This is a genomic window from Devosia sp. A16 (assembly GCF_001402915.1).
Lineage (GTDB): Bacteria > Pseudomonadota > Alphaproteobacteria > Rhizobiales > Devosiaceae > Devosia_A.
Genome location: NZ_CP012945.1, coordinates 335,582 through 349,710, shown reverse-complemented (window position 1 = coordinate 349,710; position 14,129 = coordinate 335,582). Strand labels below are relative to the sequence as shown.

Below are 14,129 nucleotides of genomic sequence, written 5' to 3'. Positions count from 1 at the left end.
CGAGTGTGAAGATATGAGGGTATGAGATGTGGCAAGCGTTCGGGCCGGAAATCTGGATCGTCGGCGGGCCGGTGGTCACCGCCGCGGCCGGCTTTCACTACCCCACGCGCATGACCGTCATCCGGCTCGGCGGTAGCGACCTGGTGATCTGGTCGCCGGTCGCGCTGACCCCGCAGCTACGCGGCGAGGTCGAGGCGCTGGGCCGTGTCCGCTATCTCGTCGCTCCCAATTCACTGCATGACAGCTTCATCGCCGACTGGCATCGCGCCTTTCCAACCGCCCAGGTGCTGGTGGCGCCGGGGCTGAGGGGGAAGCGGCCCGATCTCGGGTTCGGAGCCGACCTGGGCAATGCGCCGGTGGCCGGCTGGGCCGGCGAGATCGAGGTCGAGCCGGTGCGTGGCAACCGCATCACCACGGAAGTGGTGGCCTTTCACCGGCCGAGCGGCACGGTGATCTTCACCGACCTGCTGCAGCAGTTCCCGCCGGGCTGGTTCAAGGGCTGGCGCGCGCTGGTGGCGCGCCTCGACCTGATGGTCGGTGACGAGCCGTCGGTGCCGAGAAAATTCCGTGTCGCCTTCTCGGACAGGCGTGCTGCCCGCGCAGCGCTGCTCCGGATTCTCGCCTGGCGTGCCGACAAGGTGATCATGGCGCACGGCACGCCGGTCACCAGGGGCGGCCACGCCTTGCTCAAGCGTGCCTTCGGCTGGCTGGGGAAGTGGTGAGGGCAGGAGCCTCGAACTGTCCATGAATGGCCCGGTCGGCGCCAAACGACGGACATAAATCCGACCCTGGATCCGCTTACCCTCCGTCGCAGTTTCGAACCGGAAAAGTCCGCAACTTTGCAGCAGGCGATCGGGGCGAACCCCCAGCGGCGACAAGGCGTTGTGCCGCGGGTGGGCAAAATCTGAGGAGGCGGTCTTGAAATTCGACTGCAGGTCCATAATTTTGCGTGGACGCGTTGGCCGACACGGTGCTAATGCGCTTTTCAGACGTCAGGAGGCGTCCAGGATGGAGAAGGCTTTTCAGGTGACCCGACGACCGTAATCGGTCGGCAGCCGGCTTAAGTGGGCCGGCACGTTTGTCCTCGTCTTCTTAGTTCCTGGACCAGTCACATGATCGCGCCTTCCGTCTCCGTCGCTGCTGAAGCAGCGCCTCCGCAACTTGGCCTGCCCACCATTCGCTTTGCCACGCCCGCCGACGAGCAGTTCGTCGACGACCTGCAGGCGCTTGCCTTCGGTCCCGGCCGCTTTGCCAGGACGGCGTTCCGGGTGCGCGAGCGCTTTCCGATCGACCCCACGCTCAGCCTGATCGCCGAGGTGAACGGGCAGTCCTGCGGCTCGGTATGGATGACGCCGATCAGTGTCGGCGGCATCGACGGCTACATGCTCGGCCCGCTGGCGACGCATCCCGATTTCCGGAAGCGCGGCGCCGGCAAACTGCTGGCCAAGGAAGTGACCCGGATCGCGCTCGAGCGTGGCGAGGGCAGCTTCGTGCTGCTGGTCGGCGACCGCGACTATTACTGCCCGCTCGGCTGGGTGCCGACGCAACCGGGCGCCATCGAGTTCCCCGGGCCGGTTGATCCCAGTCGGGTGCTGGTCTACTCCAACGATCCCACGATGGCCGTGCGGCTCGCCGGCCCGATCAAGGCGTTCGGCGCCGGCAAGCGCTCCTAGGCGTTCCGCCGTTTCATCGAAACGGCGGAATTGCACCGGGGTTCGCGGGTCATCACGACCCTTGCCTGCCGCCCGATCCGCCATCACTTTCAGGCGGATCATGAACGACGACCTCATCGACAGAATCAGCAGCCGCCTGCTGCGCGAGCCGGAACGCTTCGATCCGGCCGGAGGCATGCTGCCGGACTGGGTGCCGGACACGCCGCCCGGCCGTCCGCCGGTGCCCGCGGCGGTGCTGATTGCGCTGGTGCGGCGCGGCGAGGGGTTGTCGATCCTTTATACCGAGCGCTCGCCGGAGCTGCGTTCGCACTCGGGGCAGATCGCCTTTCCGGGTGGCAAGGTCGATCCGACCGACCGCGACGCGGCCGATGCGGCGCTGCGCGAGGCCTGGGAAGAGGTGCAACTCGAGCGCAGCGAGGCGCGGGTGCTGGGCTTCATGCCCCTCTACTACACCGGGACCAACTACCTGATCACTCCGGTGGTGGCGGTGGTGGAGCCGAGCAAGCCGTTCATTCCCAACCCGGGCGAGGTGCGCTCGGTGTTCGAGGTGCCGCTCGATTACCTGATGACGCCGGACAGCTACTCGACCTTCCACATCAAGCGTGGCGGCCGGGAGCACAGCACCTGGCAAATCGAGCATAGCGGGCTTGTCATCTGGGGCATAACAGCGAACCTTACGCGTCGCTTCCACGATCTGGCGCTGCAGCCGGAGAGCGACCGAGGCCCGGAGGGCGGTTGAGCAAGCGGGGGGATATCGACGAACGCCTCAGGCGCGCCGACTGGCTGATGCGGCCGGAGACGCAGCGCATGCTGGCTCTGCTCGATGGTACCGAGGGCCGTACAAGGGTGGTTGGCGGCATCGTGCGCGACACCCTGCTGGAGCTGCCGCGTGACAATGCGGATATCGACATGGCGACCGAGCTGCGGCCCGAGGACGTGATCCTGAGGGCCGAACGGGCGCGGCTGTCGGTCTATCCGACGGGGATCGAACACGGCACGGTGACGCTGCGGCTCGACACCCTGACGGCCGAGGTGACGACGCTGCGCCAGGATGTCGAGACCGACGGCCGACACGCGGTGGTGCAGTTCGGCACCGACTGGACGCTCGACGCGCGCCGTCGCGACTTCACGCTCAATGCGCTCTATGCCGGAATGGACGGCACGCTGTTCGATCCGCTGCTCGGGCTGGAGGATTGCCTTGCGCGAAAAGTGCGCTTCATCGGCAGGCCGGCCGAGCGCATCGCCGAGGATCGGCTGCGGGTCTATCGGTTCTTCCGCTTTTCGGCGAGCCATGCCGGCGAGCAGTTCGACCCCGACGGCCTCGCCGCCTGCGCCGCGGCGGCCGGCACGCTGGGCCGGCTGGCGGCCGAGCGGGTGGGCGCCGAAATGCGTCGGATGCTGGCGCTGCCGCGCATCGCCACGACGCTCAGGGCCATGCGGGAGGCCGAAATCCTGCCGCTGCCCGAAGCGATGATCCGGCTGCTGCACCGCTACGAGCGGCGGGCGCGCAGGCCCGAATACCCGGCGCGCCTGGCGATCCTGATGTCCGAGATCGGCGCAGGCCGGTTGCGCGACATGTGGCGGTTGTCCAACGACGATATCGGCACCGCCGAAGCGATCCTGTCGGTGGCGCAACTGCTGGCCGAGTTCAGGCTGAACGAAGCGGCCTACCGGCATCCCGGCGCGCTGACCGATGGCATCGAGGTAGCGGCAACGCTCGCCGACTGGAGCGATGCCGGCAAGCTCGCCGTGGTGGAACAGCTGCAACGCCTCGACGTGCCACGCTTTCCGCTGCGCGGCAGCGACCTCATCGGCGTCGGCATGACGCCGGGGCCCGAGCTGGGCGCCACGCTGGAGCGGCTCGAACGGGCCTGGATCGACAGCGGCTTCACGCTCGATCGACAGGCGCTGCTGGGAATGGCGCGGGGGTAGAGACTATCGTTACGGCCAACTGGTGCAGTCGGGGAGCGCTATCGCCTCAGTGCACCGCTTCGCCCTTCTCGTGCACGCGGGCCTTGATCTCGTCGACCATGTTGGGACGGATCACCTCCTCGCCATGCGCGTTGCGCAGGTGGTCGGCGGCGCGGCGGACGATTTCGGCAGTGTCCTCGGCCTGGGTGTGCCAGGTGCAGCCCGGAACCAGGGTGCCACATTCGAACGACTTCATGATCATGCTCCATCGTTGGTGGCAGGCCATCAGGCCACAGGAATGCGGCAACGACGGGGCCGAGTTACTGTGCCGAAACTTCCCCGCTGTGTGCGTGCCGATCAGTCGTCATCGAACACGCCCAACGGGCTGAGGCCCCGGATCGCCGTGCCGTTTTCGGTGCGGATCACTTCGCGCGGCACGATGCCGCTCGCCTCGGCGATGGCATCGGCCAGGGGTTGCGAATGGGTGACGACCCAGATCTGGGCGCGCTCGGCAGCCTTGACGATGGTGTGGGCCAGCGCCGGCAACAGGCTCGGGTGGAGGCTGGCCTCCGGCTCGTTGAGCGCGATGAAGGGCGGCAGCCGATAGGAGAGCAGGGCGCCCATCAAGGCGAGGAACTGCAGGGTGCCGTCGGACAGCTCATGCGCCCAGAAGGTGCGCTTGGGCGTCTCGGGGAAGATCATGCCGAAGCTGGCGAACTCCCCGGGAGGCGGAACGACCAGCTCGGCGCCGGGGAAGGCCGCAGCGATGGTGGCGTCGAGATCGGCGGTTTCGCCGCGCACGTGGCGCAGGGTGGCCAGCACCGAAGCTAGGTTGCCGCCGCTCGAGGCGAGGATCGGCGAGGTGATGGCACGCGAGGGCTGGCGCAACGGCGCCTCCCGGTCGGTGCGGAAGCCGTGAAAGAAGCGCCAGTTGCTCAGCTCCTGGCGGACCACGGCAATCTCGGGGTAGCCGCCACGCACCGTCGATAGCGCCGTTTCGCTGGCGAGTGCGCGTTCGTCGACCAGTTCGCGCTGGCCGCCGGCCGCGCGGGCGAACACAGCGTTGTTCTTGCGCTCGAGCAGGCCGATGGCGCGGTTACCCCGCCGCAATTCGACGGTCTCCGTCTTGATCTGCGCTTCGGTGGCGAATGCAGCGGAATCGGGGGTCGGAAAGCCCAGTTCGATCCGATAGGCAGGCAGGAAGTCATCAAGCTCCAGCCGCGCCTCGAGCGTCAGGCGATTGCCGCCTTCATGCGGGCGATAGCCGTCGGTGCGATACATTGGATCGAAACTGCCATCGGCGGTGAGGTTGCGGCCCCCGGCCCAGAAGATCGACCCCAGGCCGCCTTCGCTGGCGATCTCGTCGGCCAGCGTCCCTCTGGCGGCGGCATGCAGCAGCTCGAGCGAGCGGTAGAGGTTGGTCTTGCCGACGCCGTTGCCGCCGGTCAGCACGGTGAGCCGGCGAAGCGGCAGGCGGAGTTTGCGGATGGAGCGGAAGCCCTTGATCTCGATATCGGTCAGCGCCATCGGTCGGCTGCACTCCTGTCGCGGACGCTGGTGTAGCGCGGTTGGCAGATGGAATGAAGCGGCGGCGGTGTCAGGGCAGCGACTTGGAGCATCTCGCCACTACGGCGGCGAAATGCTCCAGAGCGGGTCACCTCGGTGTCACGAGATATAGAGCTGCACCGAGCCATTGCCGGTGGGGGCGATGTCGATGACCTGGTCGACCGCGACGTGGTTGCGGGCAAGCAGCTTCATAGCGGCCGGATCAGCCTTCAGCGCTTCGCGCAACAGGTGGATCGACTGGTCGCTGGCGTTGAGCGCGTCGAAGGCCTTGCCGGCGTCGCCGCCATCGTTCCAGGCAGTGTCGAACTTCACCACCGATACGCTGCGGGCATGCAGCAGGTCGGCGACGTTCTGGCGGTTGAAGACCTGCACCTGCTGGTCGAAGCTGTCGACCGACATGCCGCTATTGGGCTTGGCGAGCGAGAAGGCTGGCGTCGAAGCGAAGGCGGGGAGAGCTGCGAGAACGATTGCCGCGGCGGCGGTGGTGGCAGCCACATTCTTGAGAGTGTTGTTCATCTTGAACTCCACGGGCAGCGAAGTTGAAGCGCGGTTCCGTTGCGCTGGCTGGAACCGTTCGGGGGTGCGGTTTTGCACCGGCCCACAGGATTTAGGCGCGGCCCCGCGCTCCCGGTAGTTTCCGGCGGCTTAAGCTTCGGCAAGGTTGGTAAGGGGGTGCCTGCAACCGTTGCAAAAGCCACCGGCAGCTTTGTGAGTGCCTTCTCCCCTTGTTGGAGAAGGTGCCCGAAGGGCGGATGAGGGGTTCTCTCCGCGTACTCCAGTCGCTCCTCGCTTCGCTCGGAGCGCGCTACGCTTCATTGCGGACCCCTCATCCGGCCTTCGGCCACCTCGCGGCGAGGGCTTCGCCCTCGTCCGCTGACCACAAGGGGAGAAGGCCCACACTCAACCACCGGTGGCTCTTTAGGGCTGCTGTCCCTTCTACGGCCAGCGCACCTCGGGGGGCATCGACGACAGGATCGAGCTGACATTGCCGCCGGTCTTCAACCCGAAGGTGGTGCCGCGGTCGTAAAGCAGGTTGAATTCGACGTAGCGGCCGCGGCGCACCAGCTGTTCGTGGCGATCGGCCTCGGTCCAGGGTGTCTCGAAATTGCGACGGACCAGGGCAGGGTAGATTCGGTCGAAGGCGCGGCCGACATCCTGGGTGAAGGCGAAGTCGGCGTCCCAGTTCCCGGAATTGTGGTTATCGTAGAAGATGCCGCCGATACCGCGCGGCTCCTTGCGGTGCGGCAGATAGAAGTACTCGTCACACCATTTCCTGTAGGCGGCGTAATCGACGCCGTGCGCTTCGCAGGCGGCTCGGTAGGCCGCATGGAAGTCGATGCTGTCGGGATCGTCCTGGGTGCGCCGGCGATCCAGCACCGGAGTGAGGTCGCCGCCGCCGCCGAACCACCATTTGCCGGTGACGATCATCCGGGTGTTCATGTGGGCGGCGGGAACATGCGGGTTCCAGGGGTGGATGATCACCGAGACGCCGGCGCTCCAGAACTCGGCGCCTGCCTCGGTATGCGGCATCTGGCGGGCGAACTCCTCGGAGAAGTGGCCGTGGACGGTGGAAATGTGGACCCCGGCCTTCTCGAACACCCGGCCGTGCAGCAGGCCCATTTCGCCGCCGCCGCCGGCCTCGCGGCTCCAGGGCTCGATCTCGAACCTGCCGGCCGGGCGATCGGCATGGGGGCCGGTGACCTCGGCCTCGACAGCCTCGAGACTGCGGCAGAGCTGGTCCCGGAACTGGCGGAACCAGGCTGCGGCGCGTTGCTTTTTTGATTCAATATCGGCGGGCAAAGTCATGAGAGAGCTGCAAAACCGTTGGTCTGTCGCAGCGCTTCCCCTAGCACGAGGCTGCCGGCCACGGCCACGTTGAGCGAGCGCATATCTTGTCGCATGGGAATGCGGATGCTGACGTCGGCATCGGCGGCCACGGCGTCGGGCACGCCGGCCGACTCGCGGCCGAGCAGCAGGATGTCGTCGGGCTGAAAGTTCACGGCATAGGCCGAGGTGCTGGCCCTGGTGGTGAGCAGCGCCAGCCGACGGCCTTCGGCGCGACGCCAGCTGTCGAAATGGGCGTAGCTGTCGTGCTCGGTGAAGCGGGCGTGTTCGAGGTAGTCGAGGGCGCCGCGGCGGATCGAGCGAGGCGAGAACTGAAACCCGGTGGGGTGGATGATGTGCACCATGACGCCGAGGCAGGCGCCGAGGCGGAGCAGGGTGCCGGTGTTCTGCGCGATGTCGGGTTGGTAGAGGGCCAGATCGATCATCAGAATTCTTGAGCAAGACGGTTAGGTTTTAGGCGGTTGCTATAGTGTCGCATCGGGGGAAAGTCACCCTGACTCCGGCTGGACAAGCCCCATTCATAGTGTCAAAAGAACGCCCAAATCACGCGCTGTTGAGGGCGGGGGTTGGCTTTGGCTATGTGGCCGCATGCCAACGGGCACCGAGGCGCTGATCAAGACACAACAGACGGAAGCTTACCTTGGCGACGCAATCCAATCTGGCACATCAGGACGCCCCTAAACCGGGTCGGCGCGATTTCCTCTACATCGCGGCAGGGGCCGTGGGCGCGGTGGGCGTTGCCGGGGTGGCCTGGCCGCTGATCAACCAGCTCAATCCCGATGCGTCCGTGCTGGCGCTGGCCAGCATCGAGTTCGATCTGTCGAACATCCAGGAAGGCGAGTCGGTCACCATCAAGTGGCGCGGCCTGCCGGTATTCGTGCGTCACCGCACCGCCGAAGAGATCGCCGAGGCCAAGGCGGTGCCGATGTCGGACCTCAAGGATCCGGCCACCGACGAACAGCGCACCAAGCCGGGCCACGAGCAGTGGCTGATCATGATCGCCAACTGCACCCATCTGGGCTGCATTCCGGTCGGCAATTCCGGCGACTATCATGGCTGGGCCTGCCCCTGCCACGGCTCGCAGTTCGACACTGCCGGCCGTATCCGCAAGGGCCCTGCGCCGACCAACCTGGTGCTGCCGCCCTATGAATTCATTTCCGACACGCTCGTGAAGATCGGTTAAGGGGACGCGTCAGAATGGCTCACGAATCCAGCTACGTCCCCGGTAACGTCGTCGAGAAGTGGATCGACGATCGCCTGCCGATCATCCGGTGGTCCAAAGAACACCTGATGGACTACCCCACGCCGAAGAACCTCAACTACTGGTGGACCTTCGGCGCCATCCTCGCCTTCATGCTCGGTGTGCAGATCGTCACCGGCATCATCCTCGCCATGCACTATACCCCGCATGTGAGCCTCGCCTTCGACTCGGTGGAGCATATCCGCCGCGACGTGAACGGCGGCCGCATCATCCAGGCCGTGCATGCCACGGGCGCCTCGATGTTCTTCGCGGCGGTCTATATCCACATGTTCCGCGGCCTCTATTTCGGCTCGTACAAGGCGCCGCGCGAGATCCTGTGGATCCTGGGCGTGCTGCTGTTCGTGCTGATGGTGACCACCGCCTTCATGGGCTACGTGCTGCCGTGGGGCCAGATGAGCTTCTGGGCCGCCACCGTGATCACCAACATCCTGGGCGCCATCCCGGTGCTCGGCACCCCGATCCTCGAGCTGCTGCGCGGCGGCTTCGCCGTCGACAACGCTACGCTCAACCGCTTCTTCTCGCTGCACTACCTGCTGCCGTTCATCATCGCGGCGGTGGTGGCGCTCCATATCTGGGCGCTGCACGTGCCGGGCAACAACAACCCGATCGGCGTCGAAGTGAAGTCGAGCCGCGAGACGGTGCCGTTCCATCCCTACTACACGATGAAGGACCTGTTCGCGGTCATCGTGTTCTGCATCCCGTTCGCCTGGTTCGTGTTCTTTGCGCCCGATATCCTGGGCCACCCCGACAACTACATCATGGCGAACAGCCAGGTGACGCCGGCCCATATCGTGCCCGAATGGTACTTCCTGCCGTTCTACGCGATCCTGCGCGCCATCGACTTCAACATCCTGTTCATCGATTCGAAGCTGGGCGGCGTGATCTTCTTCGCCGGCGCGATCCTGGTGCTGTTCTTCGTGCCGTGGCTCGACACGTCCAAGGTCCGCTCGGGCACCTTCCGCCCGGTGTTCAAGTGGTTCTACTGGCTGTTCGTGGCGAACTTCGTGTTCCTGACCTGGCTCGGTTCGGCGCCGGCCGAGGGCATCTACGTGCTGCTCTCCAAGATCGCCACCGCCTACTACTTCATCTACTTCATCGTCGTGCTTCCGCTGCTCGGACGCTTTGAGACGCCGCGGCCGCTGCCGACGTCGATCACTGAATCCGTGCTGGCCAAGCACAAGGCGCCGGCGGCCGCTCAGCCTGCCGCAGCGTCGACGTCGCACTGACCCGGGGCCCAACGCCAATGATCAAGACCAAAAGCATTATCGGCGCCCTGCTGGTGAGCATCCTCTTCGTTGCGGCTCCGGCCGCGGCGCAGGAGGGGGGCGGTCACGCCACGCCGGAGATCAAGAAGGAAGCCTGGAGCTTTGCCGGCCCCTTCGGCACCTATGACCGCAACCAGCTGCAGCGCGGCTTCCAGGTGTTCAAGGAAGTCTGCTCGAGCTGTCACTCGGCCCGCCTGATGGCGTTCCGCAACCTCTCCGAGCCGGGCGGTCCCGAGTTCACCGAGGGGCAGGTCAAGGCGCTCGCCGCCGAGTACGAAATCAACGACCCCGAGGCCGAGGGCGGCAAGCGCCCGGGCATCGCGGCCGACCGCTGGCCCTCGCCCTTCGCCAACGAGCAGGAAGCCCGTGACGCCAATGGCGGCGCGCTGCCCCCGGACTTCTCGGTGCTGGCCAAGGCCCGCGGCACTACGCAGCCGTTCCCGTGGTGGATCCTCAACTACTTCACCGCCTACTCGGAAGGTGGCCCGGACTATATCCACGCGCTGCTGAACGGCTATGTCGATCCGCCGCCGGAAGGCGTCGAGGTGCCGGAAGGCAAGCACTACAACACCTACTTCCCCGGCCACGCCATCGGCATGGCCCCGCCGCTCAGCGACGGCGCCATCACCTACGAGGAAGGCGAGAGCGGCAGCGTGCCGCTGACCGTCGACCAGTATTCGCGTGACGTCGCCTCGTTCATGATGTGGATGGCCGAGCCCCACCTCGTGGCGCGCAAGGAAGCCGGTTTCCAGGTGATCGCGTTCCTCGTGCTGTTCGCCGGGCTGCTGTACCTGGTCAAGCGCAAGCTGTGGTCGCGCGTCGAGCACTAAAGGACGCGCATTCGTGAATGTGCAAAGGGCCCTGCGGGGCCCTTTGTCGTTGCCGCGGCCTTGCGATCCGTCGCGGCATCGCCGATAGTCCGGCGAAGCAGTTGCTGGCCAAGAACATCCGGAGGCCCACATGTCGATCATTCGCGGAGCCCTCACGGCCGCCGCCCTGGCTCGGACAGTGATCGCCCACCCAGTGGTGCGTGCCGGCATTGCCGCGGCACCGCTATTGCTGACGCCCAAGGTGAAGGCCGCCGCCAAGGACGCCACGCTCAACACCGCCTTCAGGGCCGGCCAGCTGGCGCGCAAGATCGTCGACGCGACGAAGAGGTAGCGAATAGCCAGGGGTGAGTAGCGAATAGGGCTTCCGGCAACGGGGCCAAGCACATAGGTTCGCTACGCCCTACCAACTACTCGCTATTCGCTCATCATGCTCGATCTGAAATCGCTCGTCCGCTCGATCCCCGATTATCCCAAGAAGGGTATCCTGTTTCGCGACATCACCACGCTGATCGAGAATCCCGCAGGGTTCCGCGAGAGCGTCGACCGGCTGGCGGAGCTGCATCGTGGCATCGGCATCACCCATGTCGCGGGGATCGAAGCGCGTGGCTTCATCTTCGGGGCGGGGGTCGCCATCGCGCTGGGCGTCGGGTTCATCCCGGTGCGCAAGAAGGGCAAGCTCCCCGGCGAGACGATCGGGCAGAACTACGCGCTCGAGTATGGCGTCGACACCATCGAGATCCATGCCGACGTGATCGGCGCGGGCGACAAGGTGCTGTTGGTCGACGACCTGATCGCAACCGGCGGGACGGCAGTGGCGGCGGTCTCGCTGCTGCGTCGCACCGGAGCCGAGGTGTCGCATTCCGGCTTCGTCATCGACCTGTTCGACCTGGGCGGCGCCGACAAGCTGCGAGCGACCGGCGTCAAGGTCGAGGCGCTGATCCCGTTCGAAGGGCACTGAGCCGATCGGCTCGGCCTTCCCCTTCATATTGATGGGCGCCCCGTACCAGGTACGGGGCGCCCATTGCCTATTGCGATCTGGGCGGGCCGGGCAGCTGCGGCGGGGGCAGCTTCTGCAGTCCGGGCGCCGGATGTGCGGCAGGCCGGCGGATCGGCGGATAGGCGTTGCTGCTCTGGCGGCCACCCCAACTCTGCTTGTTGACCGGGGCAGGGCGCTGGTAGGTGATGAATTTTGGCATAAGCGATCTCCTTGCTCGCCGCGACGTAACAACGCGCGTGCGAACTCAAGTGCCGGCAAGGCGCGAAGCAATGCTTCGGCGTTGCCGCGGTTGGCGATGAAGTGCAGGGAGAGATTGGACGCCCAGGGCGCCGGACAGAATCAGCCCGTCATCTGGAGCATTGCTGGGGCCGGCATCCGCACATCAGCAGCCGCTCGCGAAGCGAGGAAGGCGATGTCTCGGGCGTCCGCAACAGTGCTCAGATCATTTCGGGCGATACTCCTCGGGAAGGCGCGTTGTTTAGCGGTGTTGGATCGGGAGGTCAAGACGGGGGCGCCGGTCTCTCTTGATCCTCCCCCGCGTGGCGGGGGAGGGGAACCAGCGAAGCTGGTGGAGGGGGGAGCCAAAACTAACCGACGACTCTTGCCGCCCCCTCCACCGCCTTCGGCGGTCCCCCTCCCCCGCCACGCGGGGGAGGATCACGGAGAGGCCGGTGCTCACCCACGTGGGGTGCAGGTGAGGACGTTCTTGTCCGCCGTGTAGAGCTGCAGCACGTCGCGGCCGGCATCGTCGAAGCCGAGGATGGCGCTGGTGATGCCGGCGCCGGTGACGAGATTGCCGTCGAGGAAGGTGACGCCGTTCGAGGCCATCTCGGCGTTGCCGCTGCCGGAGGCAGCGCTGCCGAAATTGGCCGAAGCATAGCCGTAAGAGCCGGCATAGATGGTGAGCAGGCCCGCGCGGGTGCCGTCGATATTGGCGCGGCAGCCCCAGTTACCCTCGACGCCGACGCCGGTGAGCGACTGTGCCGACGCCGGCGCGGCGGCCAGCAGCAGGGCGGCAAAAGCAAGGGCAAGGCGCATGGCGTGACTCAACTCCGTTGGGTCAGCAACTTCCCCAATCCGGGGATTTTGGTCAACGCCTCAAGCACCCGCAAATGCGGCGGCATGCGGTAGTCGCGCAGCTTGGAGAAGCCGACCAGCTCGGCATGATACACCATCTCGCCGCGCTGGTTCACTGCATCGAGGCTGTTGAACAGCAGGCCCCAGCCGGGAATCGAGTTGGAAGGACGTTTGCCGGTGACCGTCAGCGTGTAGGTGACGGTGTCACCTGGACGGACCGGCGCCTTGAACTCCATCTTGTTGACGCCGGGGGAGGGGCCGGAGACACCGGGCTGCTGCCCGAGATCGCGCAGGCGCGCTTCCTCGGCGTCGAGCGCGTCGACCATCTTGCGGTGGCCCATCAGCACGGTGTGCCAGCCCGAGGCGATGAGGCCGCCGAAATGGCTGTGCGCCGCGGCAGCGGGGTCGATGTGGAAATATTGCGGATCGTACTCGCGGCCGAACGCCAGAATCTCGGCTTCGCTGAAGGTATGGCTGCCGAGCGGGAAGGGCTCGTCGATGGTGATATCCTCGAACCAGCGGGTCACGTCGCACTGCCCTGTTCGATGTCGTAGGGCTGCTCGGGCTGCGCTTGCATGCCGTCCTCGCGGTGGCGCGTCTCAACCAGGTTGGCGAGCCGCATGCTCATTACCGGCTGGCCCTTCTGGTTGCTGACGTCGAGATCGATCGAGACGATGCCCCACTGGGGGTGATGCCGCGAGCGGCGCAGTTCGGCGATGCTGGCGGTGGCCGAGATGGTATCGCCCTTCATCACCGGCTTCTTCCATTTGAGGTCGGAGAAGCCGAGCCCGCCGGCCGAGGCGATCTTCGACAGGAACCCATCGCCGAGCAGGCGCAGCGTCAGCGCCGCGGTCTGCCAGCCGGATGACGCCAGCCCGCCCAGCAGCGAGCGCCTGGCGGCGGCTTCATCGAGATGGAAGGGCAGGGGATCGAACTCGCGGGCAAAGGCGAGGATCATCTCCCTGGTCACGAGGGTGGAGCCCAGCTTGATGGTCTCGCCGACGACGAGATCCTCGAAATGGCGGCGGTCAGCCGTGACGGCGTTCATAGCGGGTTGACGTATACGTCAACGGGTGGTCGGGAGGCAAGGTGGGGTGGGGCGCGATCATCGGAGTTAGCCGGACGCCGCCTCCCCCCGGATGTCATCCCTGCGAAAGCAGGGACCCATCTATCGGCTGGTGCAGGCGGCGAGTTGGGTCCCTGCTTTCGCAGGGATGACAGCCGGTGGGTGGGGAAGCGCTGGCAACGAACGGGAGGGGAGATGTCTTCGGATCAGGCCAAGCCCCAGATGATCGCGACGCTGACCGCCGTGCAGTAGACGACTAAGCTCACGGCGAACAGGCCGAGCAGCCAGACCGGCAGGCGGCGGGTGGCGTTGGCGGAAATGACGCCGATCCAGATCAGGAGGCCGACCACGCCGATGGCGAGCGCGAAGATCACCACGAACCAGCCGCCGAGGATGTTGCCGATGGCGAGGACCACTGGGGTCAGCGCCGCGGCAACGATCGGGCCGGCCACCCAAACCGCCTGCTTCTCGCGCCAGACGAAGGCCGCGATGAGGCCCAGCAACAGCAACAGGAAGCCGATCGTGGGGATGATGGTGAAGAGGGTCACGGTGCCGCCGGCAAGCGCCAGGGGCCCCGTGAGGTAAGACGACACCATCGGCCACCAGGAGCCGAAGATCTGGTCGAGCATGTCGAGGCT

General features: G+C 66.1%; 19 protein-coding genes. 9 read left to right on the top strand and 10 right to left on the bottom strand.

What is annotated here, in order from left to right:
- The first annotated feature begins 26 nt into the window (after positions 1–26).
- The 4 genes from APS40_RS01725 to APS40_RS01710 all read left to right on the top strand — a co-directional run bounded on the left by APS40_RS01725 (position 27) and on the right by APS40_RS01710 (position 3,605).
- On the top strand, positions 27–722 hold the full coding sequence (locus APS40_RS01725) for a DUF4336 domain-containing protein (protein WP_055045415.1): 696 nt from the start codon (positions 27–29) through the stop codon (positions 720–722).
- Between the two features lie 390 nt (positions 723–1,112).
- Positions 1,113–1,673: a GNAT family N-acetyltransferase gene (locus tag APS40_RS01720; RefSeq protein WP_055045414.1), complete on the top strand. Its 561-nt coding sequence runs from the start codon at positions 1,113–1,115 to the stop codon at positions 1,671–1,673.
- Positions 1,674–1,773: 100 nt separating this feature from the next.
- On the top strand, positions 1,774–2,412 hold the full coding sequence (locus APS40_RS01715) for a CoA pyrophosphatase (RefSeq protein WP_055045413.1): 639 nt from the start codon (positions 1,774–1,776) through the stop codon (positions 2,410–2,412).
- Positions 2,409–3,605 carry a CCA tRNA nucleotidyltransferase gene (locus APS40_RS01710; protein ID WP_082434126.1) on the top strand — a complete coding sequence of 399 codons (1,197 nt, stop codon included), beginning with the start codon at positions 2,409–2,411 and terminating at the stop codon, positions 3,603–3,605. Before APS40_RS01715 ends, APS40_RS01710 begins: the two co-directional genes overlap by 4 nt.
- 46 nt (positions 3,606–3,651) lie before the next feature.
- On the opposite strand, the gene APS40_RS01705 is transcribed toward APS40_RS01710, so the two are convergent.
- From APS40_RS01705 to APS40_RS01685, 5 genes are all read right to left on the bottom strand, one after another.
- Positions 3,652–3,840 (bottom strand): DUF1059 domain-containing protein, encoded by a 189-nt coding sequence (locus tag APS40_RS01705; protein WP_055045412.1) that lies wholly within the window; start codon positions 3,838–3,840, stop codon positions 3,652–3,654.
- A 101-nt stretch (positions 3,841–3,941) separates the two neighbouring features.
- Positions 3,942–5,111, bottom strand: coding sequence for an AAA family ATPase (locus APS40_RS01700; protein ID WP_055045411.1), 1,170 nt, complete (start codon positions 5,109–5,111; stop codon positions 3,942–3,944).
- A gap of 138 nt (positions 5,112–5,249) precedes the next feature.
- Positions 5,250–5,666: a hypothetical protein gene (locus APS40_RS01695; protein WP_156342783.1), complete on the bottom strand. Its 417-nt coding sequence runs from the start codon at positions 5,664–5,666 to the stop codon at positions 5,250–5,252.
- Positions 5,667–6,086: 420 nt separating this feature from the next.
- Positions 6,087–6,956, bottom strand: coding sequence for an oxygen-dependent coproporphyrinogen oxidase (gene hemF, locus APS40_RS01690; RefSeq protein ID WP_055045409.1), 870 nt, complete (start codon positions 6,954–6,956; stop codon positions 6,087–6,089).
- Positions 6,953–7,420 (bottom strand): tRNA (cytidine(34)-2'-O)-methyltransferase, encoded by a 468-nt coding sequence (locus tag APS40_RS01685; protein ID WP_055045408.1) that lies wholly within the window; start codon positions 7,418–7,420, stop codon positions 6,953–6,955. Before APS40_RS01685 ends, hemF begins: the two co-directional genes overlap by 4 nt.
- A gap of 233 nt (positions 7,421–7,653) precedes the next feature.
- Here APS40_RS01685 and petA point away from each other — a divergent pair, with 233 nt between their 5' ends.
- From petA to APS40_RS01660, 5 genes are all read left to right on the top strand, one after another.
- The gene (gene petA / locus APS40_RS01680; protein WP_055049512.1) at positions 7,654–8,178 is read left to right on the top strand and encodes a ubiquinol-cytochrome c reductase iron-sulfur subunit; all 525 of its coding nucleotides are present in this window, start codon (positions 7,654–7,656) and stop codon (positions 8,176–8,178) included.
- 14 nt (positions 8,179–8,192) lie between these two features.
- Positions 8,193–9,482 (top strand): cytochrome b, encoded by a 1,290-nt coding sequence (locus tag APS40_RS01675; protein ID WP_055045407.1) that lies wholly within the window; start codon positions 8,193–8,195, stop codon positions 9,480–9,482.
- A gap of 17 nt (positions 9,483–9,499) precedes the next feature.
- Positions 9,500–10,351 carry a cytochrome c1 gene (locus APS40_RS01670; protein ID WP_055045406.1) on the top strand — a complete coding sequence of 284 codons (852 nt, stop codon included), beginning with the start codon at positions 9,500–9,502 and terminating at the stop codon, positions 10,349–10,351.
- 130 nt (positions 10,352–10,481) lie between these two features.
- Positions 10,482–10,682 (top strand): hypothetical protein, encoded by a 201-nt coding sequence (locus tag APS40_RS01665; RefSeq protein WP_055045405.1) that lies wholly within the window; start codon positions 10,482–10,484, stop codon positions 10,680–10,682.
- A gap of 96 nt (positions 10,683–10,778) precedes the next feature.
- Positions 10,779–11,309: an adenine phosphoribosyltransferase gene (locus tag APS40_RS01660; protein WP_055045404.1), complete on the top strand. Its 531-nt coding sequence runs from the start codon at positions 10,779–10,781 to the stop codon at positions 11,307–11,309.
- A 67-nt stretch (positions 11,310–11,376) separates the two neighbouring features.
- Here APS40_RS01660 and APS40_RS24710 read toward each other — a convergent pair whose 3' ends face one another.
- The 5 genes from APS40_RS24710 to APS40_RS01640 all read right to left on the bottom strand — a co-directional run bounded on the left by APS40_RS24710 (position 11,377) and on the right by APS40_RS01640 (position 14,120).
- Positions 11,377–11,547 (bottom strand): hypothetical protein, encoded by a 171-nt coding sequence (locus tag APS40_RS24710; protein ID WP_156342782.1) that lies wholly within the window; start codon positions 11,545–11,547, stop codon positions 11,377–11,379.
- A gap of 476 nt (positions 11,548–12,023) precedes the next feature.
- Positions 12,024–12,386 (bottom strand): hypothetical protein, encoded by a 363-nt coding sequence (locus APS40_RS01655; RefSeq protein WP_055045403.1) that lies wholly within the window; start codon positions 12,384–12,386, stop codon positions 12,024–12,026.
- 8 nt (positions 12,387–12,394) lie between these two features.
- Positions 12,395–12,952, bottom strand: coding sequence for a MaoC family dehydratase (locus APS40_RS01650; protein ID WP_055045402.1), 558 nt, complete (start codon positions 12,950–12,952; stop codon positions 12,395–12,397).
- On the bottom strand, positions 12,949–13,473 hold the full coding sequence (locus APS40_RS01645) for a MaoC family dehydratase (RefSeq protein ID WP_082434125.1): 525 nt from the start codon (positions 13,471–13,473) through the stop codon (positions 12,949–12,951). Before APS40_RS01645 ends, APS40_RS01650 begins: the two co-directional genes overlap by 4 nt.
- 224 nt (positions 13,474–13,697) lie before the next feature.
- Positions 13,698–14,120 (bottom strand): hypothetical protein, encoded by a 423-nt coding sequence (locus APS40_RS01640; protein ID WP_055045401.1) that lies wholly within the window; start codon positions 14,118–14,120, stop codon positions 13,698–13,700.
- Between the last annotated feature and the right edge of the window lie 9 nt (positions 14,121–14,129).

Bases quoted from the DNA above. Each gene is read 5' to 3' on its own strand.
- APS40_RS01725 (WP_055045415.1), top strand. From the start codon at position 27: ATGTGGCAAGCGTTCGGGCCGGAAATCTGGATCGTCGGCGGGCCGGTG.
- APS40_RS01720 (WP_055045414.1), top strand. From the start codon at position 1,113: ATGATCGCGCCTTCCGTCTCCGTCGCTGCTGAAGCAGCGCCTCCGCAA.
- APS40_RS01715 (WP_055045413.1), top strand. From the start codon at position 1,774: ATGAACGACGACCTCATCGACAGAATCAGCAGCCGCCTGCTGCGCGAG.
- APS40_RS01705 (WP_055045412.1), bottom strand. From the start codon at position 3,840: ATGAAGTCGTTCGAATGTGGCACCCTGGTTCCGGGCTGCACCTGGCAC.
- APS40_RS01700 (WP_055045411.1), bottom strand. From the start codon at position 5,111: ATGGCGCTGACCGATATCGAGATCAAGGGCTTCCGCTCCATCCGCAAA.
- APS40_RS01695 (WP_156342783.1), bottom strand. From the start codon at position 5,666: ATGAACAACACTCTCAAGAATGTGGCTGCCACCACCGCCGCCGCGGCA.
- hemF (WP_055045409.1), bottom strand. From the start codon at position 6,956: ATGACTTTGCCCGCCGATATTGAATCAAAAAAGCAACGCGCCGCAGCC.
- APS40_RS01685 (WP_055045408.1), bottom strand. From the start codon at position 7,420: ATGATCGATCTGGCCCTCTACCAACCCGACATCGCGCAGAACACCGGC.
- APS40_RS01675 (WP_055045407.1), top strand. From the start codon at position 8,193: ATGGCTCACGAATCCAGCTACGTCCCCGGTAACGTCGTCGAGAAGTGG.
- APS40_RS01670 (WP_055045406.1), top strand. From the start codon at position 9,500: ATGATCAAGACCAAAAGCATTATCGGCGCCCTGCTGGTGAGCATCCTC.
- APS40_RS01665 (WP_055045405.1), top strand. From the start codon at position 10,482: ATGTCGATCATTCGCGGAGCCCTCACGGCCGCCGCCCTGGCTCGGACA.
- APS40_RS01660 (WP_055045404.1), top strand. From the start codon at position 10,779: ATGCTCGATCTGAAATCGCTCGTCCGCTCGATCCCCGATTATCCCAAG.
- APS40_RS24710 (WP_156342782.1), bottom strand. From the start codon at position 11,547: ATGCCAAAATTCATCACCTACCAGCGCCCTGCCCCGGTCAACAAGCAG.
- APS40_RS01655 (WP_055045403.1), bottom strand. From the start codon at position 12,386: ATGCGCCTTGCCCTTGCTTTTGCCGCCCTGCTGCTGGCCGCCGCGCCG.
- APS40_RS01645 (WP_082434125.1), bottom strand. From the start codon at position 13,473: ATGAACGCCGTCACGGCTGACCGCCGCCATTTCGAGGATCTCGTCGTC.
- APS40_RS01640 (WP_055045401.1), bottom strand. From the start codon at position 14,120: ATGCTCGACCAGATCTTCGGCTCCTGGTGGCCGATGGTGTCGTCTTAC.